The following is a 19,014-nucleotide window of genomic DNA, read 5'->3' as shown; positions in this document are numbered from 1 at the left end:
ATGAATATGAATCTGCAATTATTAAATGAAGTCACTGCTTTCATCTGGGCTGAGGCAGATATGTTAGACCACAGCGAGTACCGTGAATGGCTTAATTTATGGAATGAAAAAGGGGTTTATATCATTCCAATTGACCCAAATCTCACTGACTACGAAAACAACTTAAATTATGCCTATGACGATAAACATATGCGTACTTTACGTGTACAGCGTCTTGAAAATGGTGAAGCGATTTCTACCGCGCCTAAAGCAAATACTGTGCGTAGCATTTCTCGTGTACGAGTGATTCAAGATCAAGATGATGAAATCGTTTTACGCTGTGCTCAAAACTTACGTGAATTCCGTAAAGAAAACCTCAAGCATTACACAGCTGATATTACCTACCATCTAACTCGTGATGCGGCTACAGGTTTTAAGATTAACCGTAAAATCATTAACTTGGTTAACTCAACCGATACCTTAGCTGGTATTAGCTACATTCTTTAGGAGCGGTAACATGAAACAAGTTGTTTTAGTGACAGGTGCTGCTTCTGGACTCGGTAATGTCATTGCTGAATATTTTGCGAGCCAAGGCCATCAAGTGATTTTGTCGGCAAGTACGCTTGAAAAAGCCGAAAATGCCAAGGCTCAAAGTCAATATGCCCAAAATATGTTTCCCTTGAAATTAGATATTTCAGTTGAGGCAGATTTTCATGCAGCGGTGCAATGGATTGAAGAGAAATTTTCTAAACTTGATGTGTTAATTAATAATGCTACCGTCACTAAAGCAACGCCAGTATTAGAAATTACCGCAGCCGATTTTGATTGGGTGACCCAAGTCAACCAACGCGGCACCTTTCAGGCTTGCCAAATTATTGGCCAATATATGGCGAAAAAAGGCTATGGACGCATCATTAATATGGCGTCGTTAGCAGGACAAAACGGTGGTACTGCAACAGGTGCACACTATGCGGCAACCAAAGGCGCGATTGTGACGTTAACCAAAATTTTTGCCAAAGAGTTTGCGGCAAAAGGGGTGACGGTTAATGCAGTTGCACCGGGACCGATGGAATCACCAATCGTTCATAGTGTGGTGCCAGACGAAAAAATGGAACAGTTCATCCAGAATATTCCGGTTAAATCCTTAGGAAGTATGCACTTTATTGCTGAAACTTGTGGGTTGCTTGCGAGTCCAAATGCGGGGTTTGTGACTGGTGCAACATGGGATATTAACGGTGGTTTATTCATGCGCTAAGCCACGAGCTTACGCATGAAAAGGGAGTTAAATCATGACTACACTTTATGATGTTGTCGTTAAAAATCGCCATGTGGAAGGTGGAAATATTGCAGTCATGGAATTTGAATCTGCAACTTCTACAACCTTGCCAAAAGTTGAAGCGGGTGCGCATATTGACGTGCACTTACCAAATGGCATGGTGCGCCAATATTCGCTTTGCCAAAATCCAAATGACGAAGGAAAGTTTCGCCTTGGAATTTTACGTGACCCTGAATCACGTGGTGGCTCAGTCTCGGCTTTTGATGAAATTAAAGATGGCATGCAAATTCAGGTCAGTGAGCCAAAAAATTTATTTCCACTTTTAAAAGCCAAACACAGTGTATTGATTGGCGGTGGAATCGGGATTACGCCGTTAATCACGATGGCCTATCAACTTGCACACGAAGGTGCATCGTTCGAGCTTCACTACTGCGGGGCTAGCCCTGAAAAATGTGCTTTTGTTGATGAAATTAAAAATGGTGTGTTAGCACAATACACAACTTTCCATTTTAAATCCGAAGGCGAAAGCCATAGAGCATTTTTTGAATCTGCCATCAAAGATATTGACCTTGAGAGCCATATTTACACCTGTGGTCCAGTCGGTTTCATGGACTGGGTGATTAACCTTGCCACGACTCACGATTTTCCTGAGCAGCAAATCCACAAAGAATATTTCCAAGTTGAAACTGACACCTCGGGAGATTCATTTGAGGTGGTGGCTGAGCGGAGCGGAAAAATCATTATGGTTGAAGCTGGTGAAACCATTTTGCAGGCTTTGGCTAAAGAAGGCATCGACATTGAAATGTCTTGTGAGCAAGGCGTATGCGGAACCTGTATGTGCGATGTAATTGAAGGCGAACCTGATCATCGAGATGTTTATTTTACTGATGAAGAAAAATCCAGCAATGAGCAAATATTAGTGTGCTGTTCACGCTCTAAAACACCGAGACTAGTTTTAGATATCTAATGCTCTCGCGATTTATATGGATGTAAGAGAAGGTTTAGGAGAAAGATGATGAATGTATTACAACAAATAGATGAGTTTACGGTCGATCCACTACAGTTCCGACGAGCATTAGGAAATTTTGCAACAGGCGTTACCATTGTTACTGCACAAAATGCACAAGGTGAGAAAGTTGGTGTAACCGCAAATAGTTTTAATTCGGTGTCACTCGATCCACCACTTATTTTGTGGAGCATTGATAAAAAGTCTTCAAGCTTTTCAGTGTTTGAAGAAGCGACACATTTTGCAGTCAATATTTTATCGGGTACGCAAATTGAGCTATCTAATAAGTTTTCGAGACGCAATATTGATAAATTTGCCGACACAAATTTTCAACTTGGCGCAGGACGTGCACCCATTTTAGAAAATTGTTCTGCGGTGTTTGAGTGCGAACGCTATCAAGTGATTGAAGGTGGTGACCACTGGATTATTGTTGGTAAAGTGGTTCGTTTCCATGACCAAGGTCGAAGCCCGCTGGTTTACCATCAAGGTGCATATTCTTGTGTCATGCCGCATCCAAGCCTTCAAGTTAAGCAAACTGAAGAGAACGGCGTAGACCAAACACATTATGGGCACTTATATAACAATGTCTGCTATTTGATGAGCCGTGCTTTTAAAGCTTATCAAACCGACTATATTCCTAAGCAAATGGCTTCTGGTTTCCGGACCAGTGAATCACGGCTGTTGCTCGTTTTAGCCAGTGGTACTGCCTCAAGTAAGGAAGATTTACCGCGTGATATTGCTATGCCAATGCAGGAAGTTGAAAGGTCGGCTGAAATCTTAAAATTTGAAGGATTATTGGTCGATCACGATAATTTATATGCACTGACCGAGAAAGGTAAACAAACGGCGCAGTATTTATTTGATATTGCCGACAGCCACCAAAATGAGGTGTTTAAAAAGTATTCTGAGGAGCAAAAGGATATTTTTATTACCATGCTGCGAGACTTTGCAGGAGTAGCATAAGTCCCATTAAGCTGATAAATTAAATTGATTTATCAGCTTCTTTACATCTAGCTGACTATCAGCAAAACAATTCCAAGGATAAGGAATTTTTGGCACACAATTTGTTTATCAATAAAACAAGATTGCAAATAAGCCAAGACAGTGCACCACCACAAACGCAAAATTTTGAGCAGTGGTACATGTATAGAGAGGTAAGGGATGAACCAATATGTAAGCGATGCATTACTCACATGGACGCACCATATTAAAAGTGTGTGCGGCAATTTTGAAACCGATTTTGACGGGACCCGTAATTTATTCATTGGTGAAGTTCAGTGCTTTTTATTGGGCGATACCGAAATTGCTTTTATCAAAAACAATGCCAATAAAATTGTCCGAAAAGCCGATGAAATCGATCGAGTGAATAATCGTTTTTGTTTTTTGATTTTGCAGTATTCGGGAAAAATGTTGCTCGAATATAAAAATGAAACCTTAAGCCTGAATGAAGGCGATATTGTGTTGGTAGACCCAGTCGAAACAATTTCGATGTACCCGCAAGGTTTGGTAAGCCAGATTTCAGTGCACCTGTCGCGTGAAAAATTACTGAAAGAAAATATTAGTACCGAATATTTTGGAAAGCTCATTACGCAAAATATGAGTGGTTTTTTACTCAAGAATATTTTGAAAAATATGTCTGCTGAAAACATCAAACTTTGGTACGCAACCGAGGATGGCAATGCTTTTGAAGATGCGCTGATCGCCTTAATCAAACCCACAATCAATTATAAAAATATAAATAGCTCAAATAATCTAATGGAAAAAGCTGAGCGTTATATTATAGAAAACTTAGCAAAACCAGATTTAACCCCTAAATTAATTGCAGAGCATATTGGGGTGTCGCTACGTCATCTCTACCGTTTATTTCTTCAAGAAAATTTATCTATTAACAAATATATACAGCTCAAACGCCTAGAAAAAGTCAAAGCGGATTTGCTTGATAAAAAGAACAAACAGAGTTCGATTACCCAGATTGCCTTGAAATGGGGTTTTTGGGACGGCGCTCATTTTTCAAAGATCTTTAAAAAAACATATGGTATCTCTCCTAAAGAATTTAGAGAGGGTATGCCGGTTTAAATCTTTCATCTCTCAATGTCATTTTTAGACAAATTCGACGTCATTCTTGAACAAGCTAGCCCTATGTAACTGTGTTGAAATTAAATTCATTAGAGCAGGTTAGATAAGCTTAATAACCATAAAACTATTAAGTTGATCTAATGAATTTCACTCACAGGAAAGTGCATTTTAACTGTCTGATTCAGATAGTTCAGGGATAGATGAAAAGGATGAAACCAATGCGTAAACAACGATTATTGAATGACATACAAAAAATACTGGCACTTAACTTATCAATCGCTGCAAGCTTTTGGGGACTTAATACTCAAGCGTTTGCTCATGGTGGAAAGGCCGACATGGTCTCACTTTATCAAAACATGAGTGAGCAAGGCGCTAAAGTTGTCAAAGATGATTTTACCAATACTTATATGATCACCAAAGGTTCTATGGTGGTTCGAGCTAAACCTAATTCAGATCAGGTTTTGATAAATGGCAAACCTTTCAAACTCAGTGTGCCTTTATTAATTAAGGATGGTAAGCCTGTTATTGGAAAAGATTTTTTTAATGAAGTCTTCCAGTCTGGGTTAGATCAAACTTTTAAAATTGAAAATACGTTTCATCCACTCAATAGCTTAAATTCCGACGAAATTAAAAAAACATTTGATGTGATTAATCGCTCGAAATACGCCTATAAAAATATGCGTTTTGCCGAGTTAAAGCTTAAAGAACCTGAAAAAGCCAAAGTCTGGGATTACTTTATTAATCATAAAGATTTTAAAGAAGATCGTATTGCCTCATTTATTTTATTAAAGGGCAATCAAGCGATTGAAGGTGAAGTTAATCTTAATACTCAACAAGTCACAAAATGGAATGTACTTAAAGATACTCACGGTATGGTGCTTCTAGATAATTTTGAAGCCGTACAGCGCGTAATTGAGACGAGTAAAGAATATCAGGAAGCTTTGCGCAAACGCGGCATTACCGATGTGAAGAAAGTGATCGCTACTCCGCTAACTGTTGGATATTTTGGCGGTAAAGATGGTCTGGATAAACAACTCAATATATTAAAAGTCGTTGCTTACCTCGATGTTGGGGATGGTAACTACTGGGCGCATCCAATTGAAAATTTAGTTGCTGTAGTCGATTTAGATAAAGAAAAAATTATCAAGATTGAAGAAGGTGCGATCATTCCTGTGCCGATGGCAAATCGACCTTATATGTCGAATAAGCCCGTAGCAAGTAAGTTAAAACCACTCAATATTACTGAACCTGAGGGTAAGAACTTTAGCATTACCGGTCAAACCATACATTGGGGCAACTGGTGTTTGCATGTGGCGTTAGATTCTCGTGTTGGCTTACAGCTTTCAACAGTGACCTATAAAGATAAAGGTGTGAAGCGTAAAGTCATGTATGAAGGTAACTTAGGTGGAATGGTAGTTCCATATGGTGACCCTGATATTGGATGGTACTTCAAATCTTATTTGGATTCTGGCGAATATGGTATGGGAACACTTACCTCATCTATTATTCTGGGAACAGATGCACCCGACAATGCAGTTTTACTTGATGCCGTGATTGCAGACTATAAAGGCCAGCCACAAGTGATTCCAAATGCCATTGCCGTGTTTGAACGTTATGCAGGACCTGAATATAAACATCACGAAATTTTTGGCAATCAGGATGCGAGTGAAGCACGCCGTGAACTTGTCGTGCGCTGGATTAGTACAGTTGGAAACTACGATTACATGTTTGACTGGGTATTTTCCCAAAATGGTGTAATTGGAATTAATGCGGGTGCAACGGGTATTGAAGCTGTTAAAGGTGTTAAAGCACGCACCATGCATGACAATACTGCCAAAGAAGACACCAAATATGGAACTTTAATTGACCATAATATTGTGGGTACAACGCATCAGCACATCTATAACTTCCGCTTAGACATGGACGTAGATGGGGAAAATAACAGCTTTATGCATATGGACCCTGTAGTGAAAGCCAATGACAAAGGTGGTGTTCGTACAAGTTCAATGCAAATTGACAGTAAAGTCATTACCAATGAGCAAAATGCAGCTGAAAAGTTTGATCCATCTACCATTCGCTTACTCACGAATTTCAATAAGGAAAATAAATTAGGTAATCCGGTTTCTTACCAGCTCATTCCTTTTGCAGGTGGAACACACCCTGTGGCGAAAGGAGCCAATTTTTCTAAAGATGAATGGTTATTTAAACGTTTGAACTTTATGGATAAGCAAATTTGGGTGACTCAATACAATCCAGACGAACGCTATCCTGAAGGGAAATATTCAAATCGATCAACTCATGATACAGGGTTAGGACAGTTCATTGGTAACAACGAAAATATTGAAAATAAAGACCTTGTGGTGTGGATGACAACAGGCACAACCCATGTGGCACGTGCTGAAGAATGGCCAATTATGCCGACAGAATGGGTTTATACCCTAATCAAACCTTGGAACTTCTTTGACAACACCCCGACTTTAAACTTGGGTGAAGAAGAGCAAAGCACGCAGCACGACCATCACTAAAGACAAACATGAACGAGGATGGGTAACGAATAAGTTACCCATATCTGAGCACGGTTAGACCGTTCGCAAAAAGGAATTTCTCAATGAAAAATTTATTTTCTCAGGTTATGAGAGGGACTTTCTTTGTCTCATTTTTTTCAACTGTGCATGCTAGTGAGCTAGAAATTAAGCCAACATTTGAAGCAACTTTTGGAGCTTTTAGTAGTGGTAAAAGCTATAACGGCGAAAACCTACATGATGAAAGAATCAATTGGCAAGAAGGCCATCTTAAATATGGTGCTAAAGGACAATACACCTTTAAAAACAATCAGCTCTATGCAAGTTTGAGTGGTATTAGTTCGGCCACATTTGGTGATGGTGACGCAGGCCAAAATAGTAATGGCAAAGAACGTAAAACAGATGTGAATGAATGGATCATTGGTTTTAAAGACGGCACCAATAAAGATGAGTTAACGACCTATGATTTAAGTATTGGTCGGCAAAATATCATGATTGGTGACGGGTTCTTTATTGCGGGTGATGCATTAAACCTTGGAAAAGCGCCTGCGGATGGCACACTAGATCGGGGCGGCGCATATTATCTGGCAGCTCGTCGAAGCTTTGATTTTACAAGTTTGCTTCAATATAAACCGCAAGAGAATACAACGCTAAAGCTGGCTTATTTAAAGTCAGATAATAAAGCACAATTTTCCCCAGAACTATTTGTGACTGATCTGATGTATCAGCTTAAAGATAAGGGCGTTGGGTTTACCTATTTAAACGTATTAGACCTTGAAGATGCTGAACACGTTTCAGGACGACAAGACCTTAAAAATTATGCTTTACGCTTTAATTATCAACCTTTACCAGAGATACAAGTTAAAACTGAGTTTGTAGTTCAAGATAAAAAAGATGGCCAAGAAAATGCTGGCTACTTAGCGCTGAACTATAACTTTTTATCTTCAAAATATACGCCTTCATTAGGCTACCGTTTTAGTCATTTTTCAGACCAATACGACCCTATGTTTTATGGAAATACGGTCGGCTTTGGTACATGGTTTCAGGGTGAAGTTGCCGGAAACTATGCTGGACCATTCAATAAAAATGCCGACATTCATCAAGTCTCTTACATGATGAATTTGAAAGAAAATTTTATGTTGGGTGCTTTGGCCTATAAGTTCAAAACAGTAAATAAGTCTTTAACTAATGTAGATGGACATGAGCTGGATGTCTTTTCGGTCTGGTCAGTTAATAAAAAATTCAACGTGATTCCTTTAGTGGGACTTTATAAACCAAAACACGATATCCATAGTGGCGGTACTCAAAACTACGATGACAAAACCAATGTCTATGCGCAGTTGATTCTGCAATACATCTATTAATAAATCCTTTTAAATGAATTGAGAGAAATAAAAAATGAGTGAAGTTCAGATTTTACAAAGCGTGCAGCAATTTATGGCACGTCAACATGGACATTTTATTGATGGAAAATTAGTTGCTGCCGAGCATTTAGATAAAGTGGATATTGTAAATCCATCGACTGAACAAGTTGTTGCTCAAATTAGTATTGGTAGTCAACACGATGTGGAAAGTGCGGTGAAAAGTGCTGAACATGCTTTTCAAAATGCTTGGGCTGAAACTACGCCGTATGAACGTGGCGTTAAACTAAATAAGTTGGCAGATTTAATTGAGCAATATGGGGAAGAGCTTGCACAGCTCGAGACGTTGTCTACTGGAAAACTTATCAATATTTCAAGACATCTTGAAATCGCACAATCTGTTATTTTCTTAAGATATTTTGCAGGTTGGGCAACTAAAATTAATGGTCAAACCATGCAACCCTCTATTCCTTCTATGCAAGGTGAGAAATATACAGCCTTTACTTTAAGACAACCAGTGGGTGTGGTTGCAGGGATTGTACCTTGGAATTTTTCACTGATGATTGGTGTATGGAAAATCGGTTCAGCTTTAACAACTGGTTGTACCATTGTGCTTAAACCAAGTGAGTTTGCCAGTTTATCTTTATTGCGTTTAGCTGAACTTGCCATCGAGGCAGGTATTCCAGCTGGTGTAATTAATGTAGTGACAGGTAAGGGCGATACAGGACAATATTTAATTGAGTCGCCGCTCGTTAAGAAAGTCTCGTTTACAGGTTCAGTACCAACAGGCATTGCGATTGGTAAGCTCGCGATGAGCAGTGATTTAACTCGTGTAAGTCTGGAGCTGGGTGGTAAAAATGCCATAGCCATCTTGGCTGATGCAAATATCGATGAGACATTACCGACTTTGCTACAAGCAACTTTTGTGCATCAGGGGCAAGTTTGTGCATCCCCAGAGCGTTTTTTTGTACACCGTACAAAATATAATGAATTGGTGGAAAAACTTTCTAAAGCACTTTCGCAGTTTAAAATTGGATCGGCTATGGATGAGGGAAATATGTTTGGTCCACTCTCTAATCAGCCACATTTTAATAAAGTAAAACATTATTTAGATATGGCTAAAGCCAACAAACAGATTATTGCTGGTGGTGAGGCTCTAGATCAGACAGGATATTTTGTACAGCCGACTTTAATTTCCTTTAAAAATACAGATGATCCTTTATTTTCTGAGGAAACTTTTGGTCCAGTGGTCGGGGTAATGCCATTCGACACTGATGAAGAGCTCATTCAACTGATGAATCAGTCACGCTTTGGTTTAACGGCAAGTATTTGGACAAATGACTTATCGAAAGCTTTGCGTTTAATTCCTAAAATTGAAGCAGGGACCTTATGGGTCAATATGCATACTTTCTTAGATCCTTCAGTTCCATTTGGCGGCGTGAAAGCTTCAGGAATTGGTAGAGAGTTTTCAGATGCATTTATTGAAGATTACACCGAATTAAAATCGGTGATGATTCGGTATTAAGTTTCTACGAGATATAAAAAAATGGCCTTTATAGGTCATTTTTTTTTGAATCATTAAATTAACCTAATAAAAAATCCCTTAGGATTTTATTAAAAGCTTCTGGTTGCTCTACATTGGAAATATGAGAGGCATCTATTTCTGCAAGTTTTGATTGTGGAATGCGTTGCTGCATAAACTCACCATCTGCAACAGTCGTTACAGGGTCTTGAGTTCCAGCAATCACCAATACAGGAATTTTGATGTCTTTTAACTGCTCACGGACATCCGCTTTAGCCAAAGCCTCACAACAATTGGCATAACCCATTGCGCTGCCAGCACTTAAGTCGTTACACAGGTTGTTGACAATTGAAGCATGACTTTGGATAAAGGGATCTGTAAACCATCGCGAAGCTGCTGTAGCTGCGATTGGTTGTAAACCTTGCTCACGTACCAATTTTGCACGATCAAACCATACCTGTTCTTGTCCAATTTTAGCGGCAGTATTTGCCACAACCACATGACTAAAACGGTTAGGGTAGTGAATCGCAAGCCATTGACCCGTTAAACCACCCATAGAAATACCGCAAAAGGCAGCTTTGGTAATATTCAGATGATCTAGTAAACGAACAACATCTTCACCTAATTGCTCTACAATGTATGGACCGTCAGGTGAAGATGATGAACCATGACCACGAGTATCATAGCAGATCACAAAAAATTGATTTTTTAATTCATTAAACTGTTTTTGCCACATGCCATAGTTAGTGCCCAAAGAATTGGAAAACACCAGAGCAGGGGAAGATGGCTCACCAAAAGTTTGATAGTTAATTTGTGCATCAGCAGATTGAAAAGATGGCATTTGTTTCTCCTTAAAGTGCTTGAACACGTTCAATAATCAAAGCAATGCCTTGGCCCACGCCAATACACATTGAACACAAGGCATAACGACCACCTGTTTGTTCAAGCTGGTTCAAGGCTGTAGTCACAAGACGCGCACCTGATGCACCAAGTGGATGACCTAATGCAATGGCACCACCGTTTGGATTTACCTTGTCAGAATCATCTGGCAAACCTAAATCACGGGTGACGGCCAAAGCCTGAGCAGCAAAAGCTTCATTCAGCTCAATTACATCCATCTGATCTAAAGTCAGATTGGCTTGTTTTAGTAATTTTTTAATCGCTGGTGCTGGAGCAAAACCCATAATGCGTGGTTCTACACCCACTGCTGTCGAAGCAATGATCTTGGCACGTGGTTTGAGGTTATAAGCCTGAACCGCTTCATCAGATGCAATCAGCAGAGCGGCTGCACCATCGTTAATGCCTGAAGCATTTCCTGCAGTCACAGAACCATCTGCTTTAACCACAGGCTTAAGTTTGCTTAAAGCTTCAAGTGTGGTCGATGCACGAGGATGCTCATCGGTATCAATCACAACAGCATCGCCCTTACGCTGAGGGATTTCAACTGCCACGATTTCTTTAGAAAAAAAGCCTTTGGCTTGCGCGCTTGCGGTGCGTTGTTGGCTCACCAAGGCAAACTGGTCCTGATCTGCACGATTCACGTTAAACTGTTCAGCCACGTTTTCGGCAGTCTGGGGCATGGTGTCTACACCATACAATTCTTTAAGTTTCGGGTTAATGAAACGCCACCCCATAGTGGTATCTTCAATCTTCTGGCTACGGCCAAAAGCACTGTCTGACTTACCCATCACATAGGGTGCACGGCTCATGCTTTCTACACCACCTGCAATCACCAAGTTTGCTTCACCGGCTTTAATAGCACGGGCAGCAATGGCAATCGCATCGAGTGAAGAACCACACAAACGGTTAATGGTGGTTGCTGGAACCTGATACGGTAAATCTGCAAGAAGTGCTGACATACGGCCAACGTTACGGTTATCTTCACCGGCTTGGTTGGCACAGCCATAAATCACATCATCGACCTGTTCCCAATCTACATTCGGGTTACGGTGGATTAAAGCTTTAATCGGCACAGCGCCAAGGTCATCGGCACGGACAGGTGCAAGGCCACCGGCATAACGGCCGAATGGGGTACGGATGGCATCGATGATATAAGCGTTTTTCATTCTTACATTTCCATTTTGAAATCTGTTGCTGTCATTGCCACATTGTTAGACTTTTCCAGATTTTGCTGGCGATCATCATGGTTACTAAGTTAAAAGTAGTCATGACAGAGTCTTATCGTGTTGAGTCAAATGCCAGTAGCTAATTCTTGTCACTTTTTTAAAAAAGTAACCAAAAACCTTTGTTGAACAGAGGAGGCTTCCATGCCTCCCTGTCCAACGGGCGACATCCATGTCGCCTGTCACAATAGCGAATTACGGTAAAATCCAAATTAATAAGCAAGAACCGTATTCAAAGAGTTCTATTCAGTGTTTCGCGATGGCGACACGGATGTCGCCTCGTTGCTCAGCACAACAGGGATGTTGTGTCAGAGTAACAAAGGATTTTTGTTACTTTTTATCCTTAAAAAGTAAGGTATTGCCTATACAAAGGGCTTTCGAAGACCACTATCATTTACAGGCAATGACCGTAGTAGCATTGGCTATGCTGTGTAAACCTTACCCTTGAGTCGCATCAATCAGAGTTGCACCCGTTAAAGCTTGTAGCTCATCAAAGCTAAGACCTTCCACTTTCTCAATCACCTTCAAACCATCTTTAGTCACGTCAATCACACATAGGTCAGTGTAAATACGATCCACACATTTCTTACCCGTAACCGGATAAGTCAGCTCAGCCACAATCTTCGGCTCACCTTGCTTGGTCACATGGTCTGTGGTGATAAATACTTTCTTGGCACCAACCGCCAAATCCATCGCACCACCCACCGCAGGAATCGCATCCGGTGCACCCGTGTGCCAGTTGGCCAAGTCACCATTGGCGGCAACCTGAAATGCACCGAGTACTGCAATATCAAGGTGACCACCACGCATCATCGCAAACGAGTCGCCATGGTGAAAAAAGCTACCGCCTTCAAGCATGGTCACAAACTCTTTACCCGCATTAATCAGTTCAGGGTCTTCTTCACCTGCAGCTGGCGGTGGGCCAAAAGCCAACAGGCCATTTTCAGAATGAAGAAAAATATCTTTATCATCAGGTAAGTAGCTGGCAATCTTGGTTGGTAGGCCAATACCCAAGTTGACATAGGCACCATCGGGAATATCTTGTGCCACACGTTGTGCAATCTGGTCACGGCTGAGTTTCTGGTAGCTCATGTTATTTCTCCTTATTGCTTACTGTGCTGGCGCTACTTGTACAACATGCTGTACAAAGATACCCGGGGTGATAATGTGCTCAGGGTCTAATCCACCTAATTCAACGACCTCAGACACCTGAGCAATAGTGACATCAGCAGCCATCGCCATAATTGGGCCAAAGTTACGTGCAGATTTACGGTAAACCAGATTGCCCCAACGGTCGCCTTTGTAGGCTTTAATCAAGGCAAAGTCAGCCTTGATCGGATATTCAAGTACATAATCTTTCCCATCAATCTCACGGGTTTCTTTACCTTCAGCTAAAAGTGTCCCAAAGCCTGTTGGTGTAAACACAGCACCTAGGCCCATACCAGCTGCCTGAATACGACACGCCAGATTACCTTGCGGCACGACTTCAAGCTCGACCTTTCCGGCACGGTACAGTTCATCAAATACATAAGAATCTGACTGACGTGGGAAAGAACAGATCACTTTTTTAACTGAACCGGCTTTCAGCAGTTTCGCCAGACCATAATCGCCATTACCGGCATTGTTGCTGACAATGGTTAAATCTTTAACACCGAGTTCAATAAGACCATCAATGAGTTCAGCGGGTTGTCCTGCGGTACCGAAACCACCAATCAGAATGGTTGCACCATCTTTAATCTGCGATAGAACCTCGCTTAGTGAGGACTTACTTTTGTCAATCATGTGAGAAACCCTAGAGCATGAGGTAACGTGATGTATTACTACCGCTAAAAATTTATTTAAATTCTTAATGGTAGTAATAAATGGAATAAATTTTGTGAGTCAAAAGCGAACTTTTAACTCACATATACTTTCAATTAAGCACTAGCGCGACGACGTTCAACTTCAGTTGAAGGAGCAGCAGCGGCATCTTTAACAAGTTCGATGTTAAATGTGATGTGTTTGAAAGCGTGATCTAAACCACGGCGTTGAATTTCAGCTGGGTCAGTTACATCAACTGCTGTTGCAACTAAGCCGTCACGGGTTGCGAAAGCAAAGTCGTCCCATAAGTACTCATCACCCTCAATGTTGAATTGAGTTGTAAGCTTGCGGTAACCCGGTGCAGAAACGAAGTAGTGAACATGAGATGGACGATTACCATGACGGCCTAATTTGTTAAGAAGGGCCTGAGTTGTACCTTCTGGCGGGCAACCATAACCTACAGGCATCGTCGTTAATGCGACATATTTACCATCAGCATCAGTCAAAATACTACGGCGTAAGTTGAAGTCAGATTGAGACTTATCAAAGAATGAGTAGTTACCCAAACTGTTGGCATGCCATACTTCAACTTTGGCATTTTCAATGATATTGCCATCAGTATCAGTTACGGTACCTTCAATAATTAAGGTATCGATTTTGCCAGATTCTGTACCATCATCCATACGTGCAAAACCAACAGATTCAGGCGCGCCAGCTACATAAAGTGGGCCTTCGATGGTACGTGGTGTGCCACCCGTAACACCAGCTTTGGCATCAGCTTCATCTGCACGTAAATCAAGATAGTGCTCTAAACCTAAGCCAGCTGCCAAAAGACCAAGTTCGTTTGCTTGACCAGCATCTGTGAAATATTCCAAACCTTTCCATACTTCTGAAGGTTGGATGTCTAAATCTTCAATGGCTTGAAATAAATCCCCGAGAAGGCGCACTACAATTTGTTGAACACGTGCATCAACTTCACCTTTTGCAGTGTCGACATTCATTTGTTTTACAAGCGCATCAATTTGTTGACGGTTCATACTAAAACTCCTTAAGTATGCAATACGGTTTTGGGTGGCAACGCTGCGGGCATTTTGTTTTGCTAGCGAATAAGTGCCGCCACGTTCCTTGTTACCTTCTGAATAATCTGCTTGGTTTTTAAATGGACTTCAGAGATCACATTTAAAAAATTCTTTTGGTTTACGAATCATCATCACGAACAGAAGAAGGGTGGCGATTAAGTGCCATAACTTCGATGTTCATGTAAGGATAGAGAGGTAAACCCTGTAAAATATTGTGCAATTCTTCATTGCTCTCGACATCAAAAATACTGATGTTCGAGTACTGACCTGTAATACGCCAGATATGACGCCATTTGCCTTGACGCTGTAATTCTTGCGAATAGGCTTTTTCAACAGCCTTAATTTCATTTGCTTTGTCGGCTGGCATATCAAGTGGAATATGCACATCCATACGTACATGAAATAACATGGGAAACTCCTTATCCTGTTGCCTTAACGACGTAACTTCTCGACTTTATCTTCATCAATTTCAATGCCTAAGCCGGGAGCCGTTGGCAAGTGCAATTCAAAGTTTTCGTAACGTAGCGGTTCTTTCAGAATTTCTTCGGTAAGCAATAACGGACCAAATAATTCAGTACCAAACGCTAATGTTTCAAAGGTTGCAAACGCATGAGCAGAAGCCATGCTACCTACAGGGCCTTCAAGCATAGTGCCGCCATAAAGATCAATTCCAGCCAAACCTGCAACCTTGGCAACTTCACACGCTTCGATCAGACCACCAGATTGTTCAATCTTCACCGCAAATACATCTGCACCATGACTTTTTGCAATACGATATGCGCTGTCAGGACCAGTTAAAGCTTCATCCGCCATGATTGCGACATCAAAACGATGGGTGAGGCGAGCAAGTGCTTCAGTATTTTGAATAGCACAAGGCTGTTCAATTAAATCAATCCCGCCATCTTGTAGCTGTTGAATACCTTGAATACATTCCAGCTCTGACCATGCACGATTTACGTCAACGCGTACACTAATATCTGCACCGAGTGCTTTTTTAATTGCAATTACATGATCAACATCGTGTTGCAAAGGGCGTGAACCAATTTTGAGTTTGAACGTGTTATGACGTTTTAACTCAATCATTTTTCGAGCTTCAGCAATATCTTTTTCTGTGTCACCAGACGCGAGCGTCCAAAGTACAGGTAAACTATTACGCAGACGGCCACCTAAAACTTCACTTAATGGCACGCCTAAACGTTTTGCCTGAATATCAAGTAGAGCAGTCTGAATGGCACATTTCGCGAAACGGTTACCATTAATATTCTTACGAATCAGTTTTAGTGTTTGAGCCACATTTAAATCTTTAACTGATGCGAGTAATGGTGCAAAGTAAGTATCAATATTGGCTTTGACACTTTCAGGACTTTCTTCACCATAGTTCAGTCCACCAATGGTGGTCGCTTCACCCCAACCTACAATACCATCCGTGGTCGTAATTTTAACGAGTACCAAAGTCTGAGTACGCATGGTAGTCACAGACAACTGGTGAGGACGGATAGTTGGAATATCCACAAGTATGGTTTCTATGGTTCTATACATGAAGTTTCAACTATTACGAACTTGTTTACATACCATAGAAGAATGTAATAGCCTAAAATAGATATAGAACGGTATTTTAAGATACTAAAAAGGTATATTAATGGAATTAAGACATCTACGTTATTTTGTTACCGTTGTTGAAGAACAAAGTCTGACTAAAGCCGCTGAGAAGCTTTTTATTGCTCAACCACCACTCACGCGTCAAATCAAGAAATTAGAGGAAGAGTTAGGAATTGATCTGTTTGTGAAAGGCTCACGTCCATTAAAAGTGACAGAAGCTGGGCTGTTTTTTTACCAACATGCAGTACAAATTCTAACGCATACGGCTCAAGCAGCTTCTATGGCTAAAAAAATGAAGCTGGTCGAGAATGTTGTTAAAGTTGGCTATGTGAGTTCGCTTCTTTATGGGCGATTACCGCAGGTCATTTATCTATTTAGACAAAAAAATCCAGATATTCATGTCGAGCTTATTGAATGTGGTACACGAGATCAGGTCGAAGCTTTAAAGTTAGGCAAAATCGATTTAGGTTTTGGTCGTTTACCCATTAGTGATCCAGCCATTAAGCGACTTCTACTTCGAAAAGAAAAATTAAAACTCGCGATTCATAAAAAACATCCTTTAAGTGAGTTCCAAGAATCAGGAATTTATTTATCTCAAATTATCAATGAGACAATTTTTTCTTATCCCACAACACCTAAGCCGAATTTTTCGACTACTATTCAAGCTTTATTTACCAAATTAGGTCTTGTTCCTGCCAAACTGACTGAAGTCCGCGAAATTCATATGGCTCTTGGCTTAGTGGCATCTGGAGAGGGTATTTGTATTATTCCAGAAAGCGCCTGTGATATTGGTATGAAGAATCTAACTTATTTAAATATCTTAGATTTAGAAGCTTATAGTCCCATTTCTCTATCGATGCGCAATATGGACCAAAGTTCATATATTCCTAAAATCTTAGATTGTATTGAAGAGATCTATAGCGAAGAAGAAGTATCCAGAAATTTAAATTTATAACTTTTTAATACGTTTTAAATTGAATTATCATGTTATTTTAAAACTTTAAACCTATAGGTAATATTTAAAAGGATTATTAGATGAGAAAAATTTTAGGGATAGCTTCTCTTATTATGTCTACTGGTGTTGTATATGCTGAACAAGTAAACGAACAAGAACAAATTTCTCCATACAGTGCTAATGTAACCTTCGCAAGTCAATATATTTCACGTGGTTTTCAACAAACTTGGGGCAAGCCTGCTTTACAAATTGGTCTAGATTATGCAAATCCGAATGGATTATTTGTGGGGACTTGGGCTTCAAATGTAAGTTCTAACTATCTTCGAAATGCTTCAGTTGAGTGGGATTTTTACACAGGTTATATAAAAACTTTTGATAAGTTTTCGGCTGGAATGACGGTTTTTTATTACTACTATCCGGGAGCTGAAAGTACGCCTGAAACGGGGAATACAAGCTATAACTATGGCGAAATTGTGCCTCAAATTGGTTATGGGCCTTTGACTCTTAAATATTATATTACCTATACCCCAGATTATGCAGGCTATAACTCAGATACGACGGAGGGACCTGAGGGTAAACGTTCACGAGGAACAACTTATTTAGATTTAACTTTTACTCAGCCTATTAATGAGTCTTGGACTTTTGGTGCTCACTATGGCTATGAAAGAATTAAAAATTTCTCGAAAGCTAACTTTCAAGATATGAAAGTCGAGCTGATTAAAGATTTAGGTGAGGGTTGGACTACAGGACTAGCCTATACCAAAGCTTGGGATAAAGATGGGTTTTATAAAAAGTATAGTAATGGTGAACCAGACGCGCCAATTTCAAATCCGATTGATTCGACATTTACTGTCTCAGTTAAAAAGGTATTCTAATTTATAAATAAAAAAGCCTGATGACTTTATTTGGAGTGATCAGGCTTTAAATAGAAAATATATAAAAATTATTTTTTAATTAAATCGTAAGCCATTTTGGTGTCGTCAAGCTGAACAAGTGAAGCATGGCGAGCAGAGAGCGGATCTTTATTTTCAATTGCTGTTAAAATCGCTTTATGTCTAGGTAGTGAATGGCCTTGTAAATTTGGGCGCAGACTGGTGACTTGAATGGATTGTTGTAAAGGTAAAACCAGCATTTTTGACATATAAGTCAATAAGTCATTATGGGTTGCTTTGGCAATTGCCAAATGAAATTGAATATCTGGCTCTATAAACTCTTCAACGGTTGTCGCTTTTTCCATCCCATCATAGGCATGTTTAATACGTTCAATATCTTCTTCGTTGGCCGTACTTGCCGCAATGTAAGCAAGCTCTGGTTCCAAAACGCGTCGTACAGTAGAAAGTGTTTTAAAAAATTCGTGTTCAGGCGTGGTTTGAATTAGCCAAAACAATACATCCGGATCGAGTAAATGCCATTCGTCTTTAGGTCTAACCACCGTTCCGATTTTTGGTCTTGAGTAAGTTAAGCCTTTCGCGTTTAAAACACGAATTGCTTCGCGAAAGACAGGACGGCTGACTTTATATTCCTCACATAAATCAACTTCACTTGGGAGTTTTTCATTTTCTGAAATTTCTCCAGAAACAATTTTTAATCCCAATTGTTGAACAATCAATGCATGTTGGCTTTTGCTTGGAATAGGATTTTTATAGTCAGCTTTACTCATATTTCACTATTACGACATGTTGAATATCCTATGGTATAGATGACCTTGTGTTTTAA

The 19,014-nt window shown here is 40.2% G+C and carries 18 protein-coding genes; 10 read left to right on the top strand and 8 right to left on the bottom strand.

The features are described from left to right. From J663_RS00400 to J663_RS00365, 8 genes are all read left to right on the top strand, one after another. On the top strand, window positions 1-486 hold the full coding sequence (locus J663_RS00400) for an aromatic-ring-hydroxylating dioxygenase subunit beta (RefSeq protein ID WP_033847176.1): 486 nt from the start codon (window positions 1-3) through the stop codon (window positions 484-486). 10 nt (window positions 487-496) lie between these two features. Then, entirely contained in the window at window positions 497-1,234 is a 738-nt protein-coding gene (locus tag J663_RS00395) for an SDR family NAD(P)-dependent oxidoreductase (protein WP_005069114.1), read from the top strand. Between the two features lie 34 nt (window positions 1,235-1,268). Continuing rightward, a complete protein-coding gene (locus J663_RS00390; RefSeq protein ID WP_033847175.1) occupies window positions 1,269-2,222 on the top strand; it encodes a PDR/VanB family oxidoreductase in 954 nt (317 codons plus the stop codon). A gap of 45 nt (window positions 2,223-2,267) precedes the next feature. After that, the gene (locus tag J663_RS00385) at window positions 2,268-3,224 is read left to right on the top strand and encodes a p-hydroxyphenylacetate 3-hydroxylase reductase component (protein WP_080592267.1); all 957 of its coding nucleotides are present in this window, start codon (window positions 2,268-2,270) and stop codon (window positions 3,222-3,224) included. A 198-nt stretch (window positions 3,225-3,422) separates the two neighbouring features. Continuing rightward, window positions 3,423-4,337, top strand: a complete 915-nt coding sequence (gene feaR / locus J663_RS00380) for a transcriptional regulator FeaR (RefSeq protein WP_001077875.1) — start codon at window positions 3,423-3,425, stop codon at window positions 4,335-4,337. Window positions 4,338-4,546: 209 nt separating this feature from the next. Further along, window positions 4,547-6,862, top strand: a complete 2,316-nt coding sequence (tynA, locus tag J663_RS00375) for a primary-amine oxidase (RefSeq protein ID WP_081404551.1) — start codon at window positions 4,547-4,549, stop codon at window positions 6,860-6,862. Window positions 6,863-7,005: 143 nt separating this feature from the next. Beyond that, a complete protein-coding gene (locus J663_RS00370; protein WP_081404588.1) occupies window positions 7,006-8,223 on the top strand; it encodes a hypothetical protein in 1,218 nt (405 codons plus the stop codon). Window positions 8,224-8,257: 34 nt separating this feature from the next. After that, complete coding sequence (locus tag J663_RS00365; protein ID WP_033847168.1) at window positions 8,258-9,745, top strand: NAD-dependent phenylacetaldehyde dehydrogenase; 1,488 nt, start codon at window positions 8,258-8,260, stop codon at window positions 9,743-9,745. A gap of 58 nt (window positions 9,746-9,803) precedes the next feature. Here J663_RS00365 and pcaD read toward each other — a convergent pair whose 3' ends face one another. From pcaD to J663_RS00330, 7 genes are all read right to left on the bottom strand, one after another. After that, a complete protein-coding gene (pcaD, locus tag J663_RS00360) occupies window positions 9,804-10,583 on the bottom strand; it encodes a 3-oxoadipate enol-lactonase (RefSeq protein WP_033847166.1) in 780 nt (259 codons plus the stop codon). A 10-nt stretch (window positions 10,584-10,593) separates the two neighbouring features. Then, a complete protein-coding gene (pcaF, locus tag J663_RS00355) occupies window positions 10,594-11,808 on the bottom strand; it encodes a 3-oxoadipyl-CoA thiolase (protein ID WP_033847164.1) in 1,215 nt (404 codons plus the stop codon). A 495-nt stretch (window positions 11,809-12,303) separates the two neighbouring features. Further along, the gene (locus J663_RS00350; protein WP_032003739.1) at window positions 12,304-12,957 is read right to left on the bottom strand and encodes a 3-oxoacid CoA-transferase subunit B; all 654 of its coding nucleotides are present in this window, start codon (window positions 12,955-12,957) and stop codon (window positions 12,304-12,306) included. Window positions 12,958-12,975: 18 nt separating this feature from the next. Next, window positions 12,976-13,647 carry a 3-oxoacid CoA-transferase subunit A gene (locus J663_RS00345; RefSeq protein WP_017386040.1) on the bottom strand — a complete coding sequence of 224 codons (672 nt, stop codon included), beginning with the start codon at window positions 13,645-13,647 and terminating at the stop codon, window positions 12,976-12,978. Between the two features lie 134 nt (window positions 13,648-13,781). Next, window positions 13,782-14,702: a catechol 1,2-dioxygenase gene (catA, locus tag J663_RS00340; RefSeq protein WP_001081620.1), complete on the bottom strand. Its 921-nt coding sequence runs from the start codon at window positions 14,700-14,702 to the stop codon at window positions 13,782-13,784. 160 nt (window positions 14,703-14,862) lie between these two features. After that, window positions 14,863-15,153 carry a muconolactone Delta-isomerase gene (catC, locus tag J663_RS00335; RefSeq protein ID WP_017386076.1) on the bottom strand — a complete coding sequence of 97 codons (291 nt, stop codon included), beginning with the start codon at window positions 15,151-15,153 and terminating at the stop codon, window positions 14,863-14,865. A gap of 23 nt (window positions 15,154-15,176) precedes the next feature. Next, the gene (locus tag J663_RS00330; protein ID WP_025465977.1) at window positions 15,177-16,283 is read right to left on the bottom strand and encodes a muconate/chloromuconate family cycloisomerase; all 1,107 of its coding nucleotides are present in this window, start codon (window positions 16,281-16,283) and stop codon (window positions 15,177-15,179) included. A gap of 100 nt (window positions 16,284-16,383) precedes the next feature. Here J663_RS00330 and J663_RS00325 point away from each other — a divergent pair, with 100 nt between their 5' ends. Both J663_RS00325 and J663_RS00320 read left to right on the top strand, forming a co-directional pair. After that, window positions 16,384-17,298 carry a LysR family transcriptional regulator gene (locus J663_RS00325; protein WP_017386078.1) on the top strand — a complete coding sequence of 305 codons (915 nt, stop codon included), beginning with the start codon at window positions 16,384-16,386 and terminating at the stop codon, window positions 17,296-17,298. An 80-nt stretch (window positions 17,299-17,378) separates the two neighbouring features. Continuing rightward, on the top strand, window positions 17,379-18,173 hold the full coding sequence (locus J663_RS00320) for a TorF family putative porin (protein WP_033847162.1): 795 nt from the start codon (window positions 17,379-17,381) through the stop codon (window positions 18,171-18,173). Between the two features lie 68 nt (window positions 18,174-18,241). On the opposite strand, the gene J663_RS00315 is transcribed toward J663_RS00320, so the two are convergent. Continuing rightward, the gene (locus J663_RS00315) at window positions 18,242-18,958 is read right to left on the bottom strand and encodes a FadR/GntR family transcriptional regulator (protein WP_033847161.1); all 717 of its coding nucleotides are present in this window, start codon (window positions 18,956-18,958) and stop codon (window positions 18,242-18,244) included. Window positions 18,959-19,014 lie beyond the last annotated feature (56 nt).

Origin of the sequence: Acinetobacter sp. 826659, from assembly GCF_000588515.1 — a bacterium.
In the GTDB taxonomy this organism is placed as follows: Bacteria; Pseudomonadota; Gammaproteobacteria; order Pseudomonadales; family Moraxellaceae; genus Acinetobacter; species Acinetobacter pittii.
This window is presented reverse-complemented; position numbering and strand designations above follow the sequence as displayed.

Excerpts from the sequence above, each read along its gene's own strand:
- feaR (WP_001077875.1), top strand. The coding sequence starts at position 3,423 with ATGAACCAATATGTAAGCGATGCATTACTCACATGGACGCACCATATT.
- J663_RS00330 (WP_025465977.1), bottom strand. The coding sequence starts at position 16,283 with ATGTATAGAACCATAGAAACCATACTTGTGGATATTCCAACTATCCGT.
- J663_RS00350 (WP_032003739.1), bottom strand. The coding sequence starts at position 12,957 with ATGAGCTACCAGAAACTCAGCCGTGACCAGATTGCACAACGTGTGGCA.
- J663_RS00365 (WP_033847168.1), top strand. The coding sequence starts at position 8,258 with ATGAGTGAAGTTCAGATTTTACAAAGCGTGCAGCAATTTATGGCACGT.
- catA (WP_001081620.1), bottom strand. The coding sequence starts at position 14,702 with ATGAACCGTCAACAAATTGATGCGCTTGTAAAACAAATGAATGTCGAC.
- J663_RS00315 (WP_033847161.1), bottom strand. The coding sequence starts at position 18,958 with ATGAGTAAAGCTGACTATAAAAATCCTATTCCAAGCAAAAGCCAACAT.
- catC (WP_017386076.1), bottom strand. The coding sequence starts at position 15,153 with ATGTTATTTCATGTACGTATGGATGTGCATATTCCACTTGATATGCCA.
- tynA (WP_081404551.1), top strand. The coding sequence starts at position 4,547 with ATGAAACCAATGCGTAAACAACGATTATTGAATGACATACAAAAAATA.
- pcaF (WP_033847164.1), bottom strand. The coding sequence starts at position 11,808 with ATGAAAAACGCTTATATCATCGATGCCATCCGTACCCCATTCGGCCGT.
- J663_RS00345 (WP_017386040.1), bottom strand. The coding sequence starts at position 13,647 with ATGATTGACAAAAGTAAGTCCTCACTAAGCGAGGTTCTATCGCAGATT.
- J663_RS00320 (WP_033847162.1), top strand. The coding sequence starts at position 17,379 with ATGAGAAAAATTTTAGGGATAGCTTCTCTTATTATGTCTACTGGTGTT.
- J663_RS00390 (WP_033847175.1), top strand. The coding sequence starts at position 1,269 with ATGACTACACTTTATGATGTTGTCGTTAAAAATCGCCATGTGGAAGGT.
- J663_RS00325 (WP_017386078.1), top strand. The coding sequence starts at position 16,384 with ATGGAATTAAGACATCTACGTTATTTTGTTACCGTTGTTGAAGAACAA.
- J663_RS00400 (WP_033847176.1), top strand. The coding sequence starts at position 1 with ATGAATATGAATCTGCAATTATTAAATGAAGTCACTGCTTTCATCTGG.
- J663_RS00395 (WP_005069114.1), top strand. The coding sequence starts at position 497 with ATGAAACAAGTTGTTTTAGTGACAGGTGCTGCTTCTGGACTCGGTAAT.
- J663_RS00385 (WP_080592267.1), top strand. The coding sequence starts at position 2,268 with ATGATGAATGTATTACAACAAATAGATGAGTTTACGGTCGATCCACTA.
- pcaD (WP_033847166.1), bottom strand. The coding sequence starts at position 10,583 with ATGCCATCTTTTCAATCTGCTGATGCACAAATTAACTATCAAACTTTT.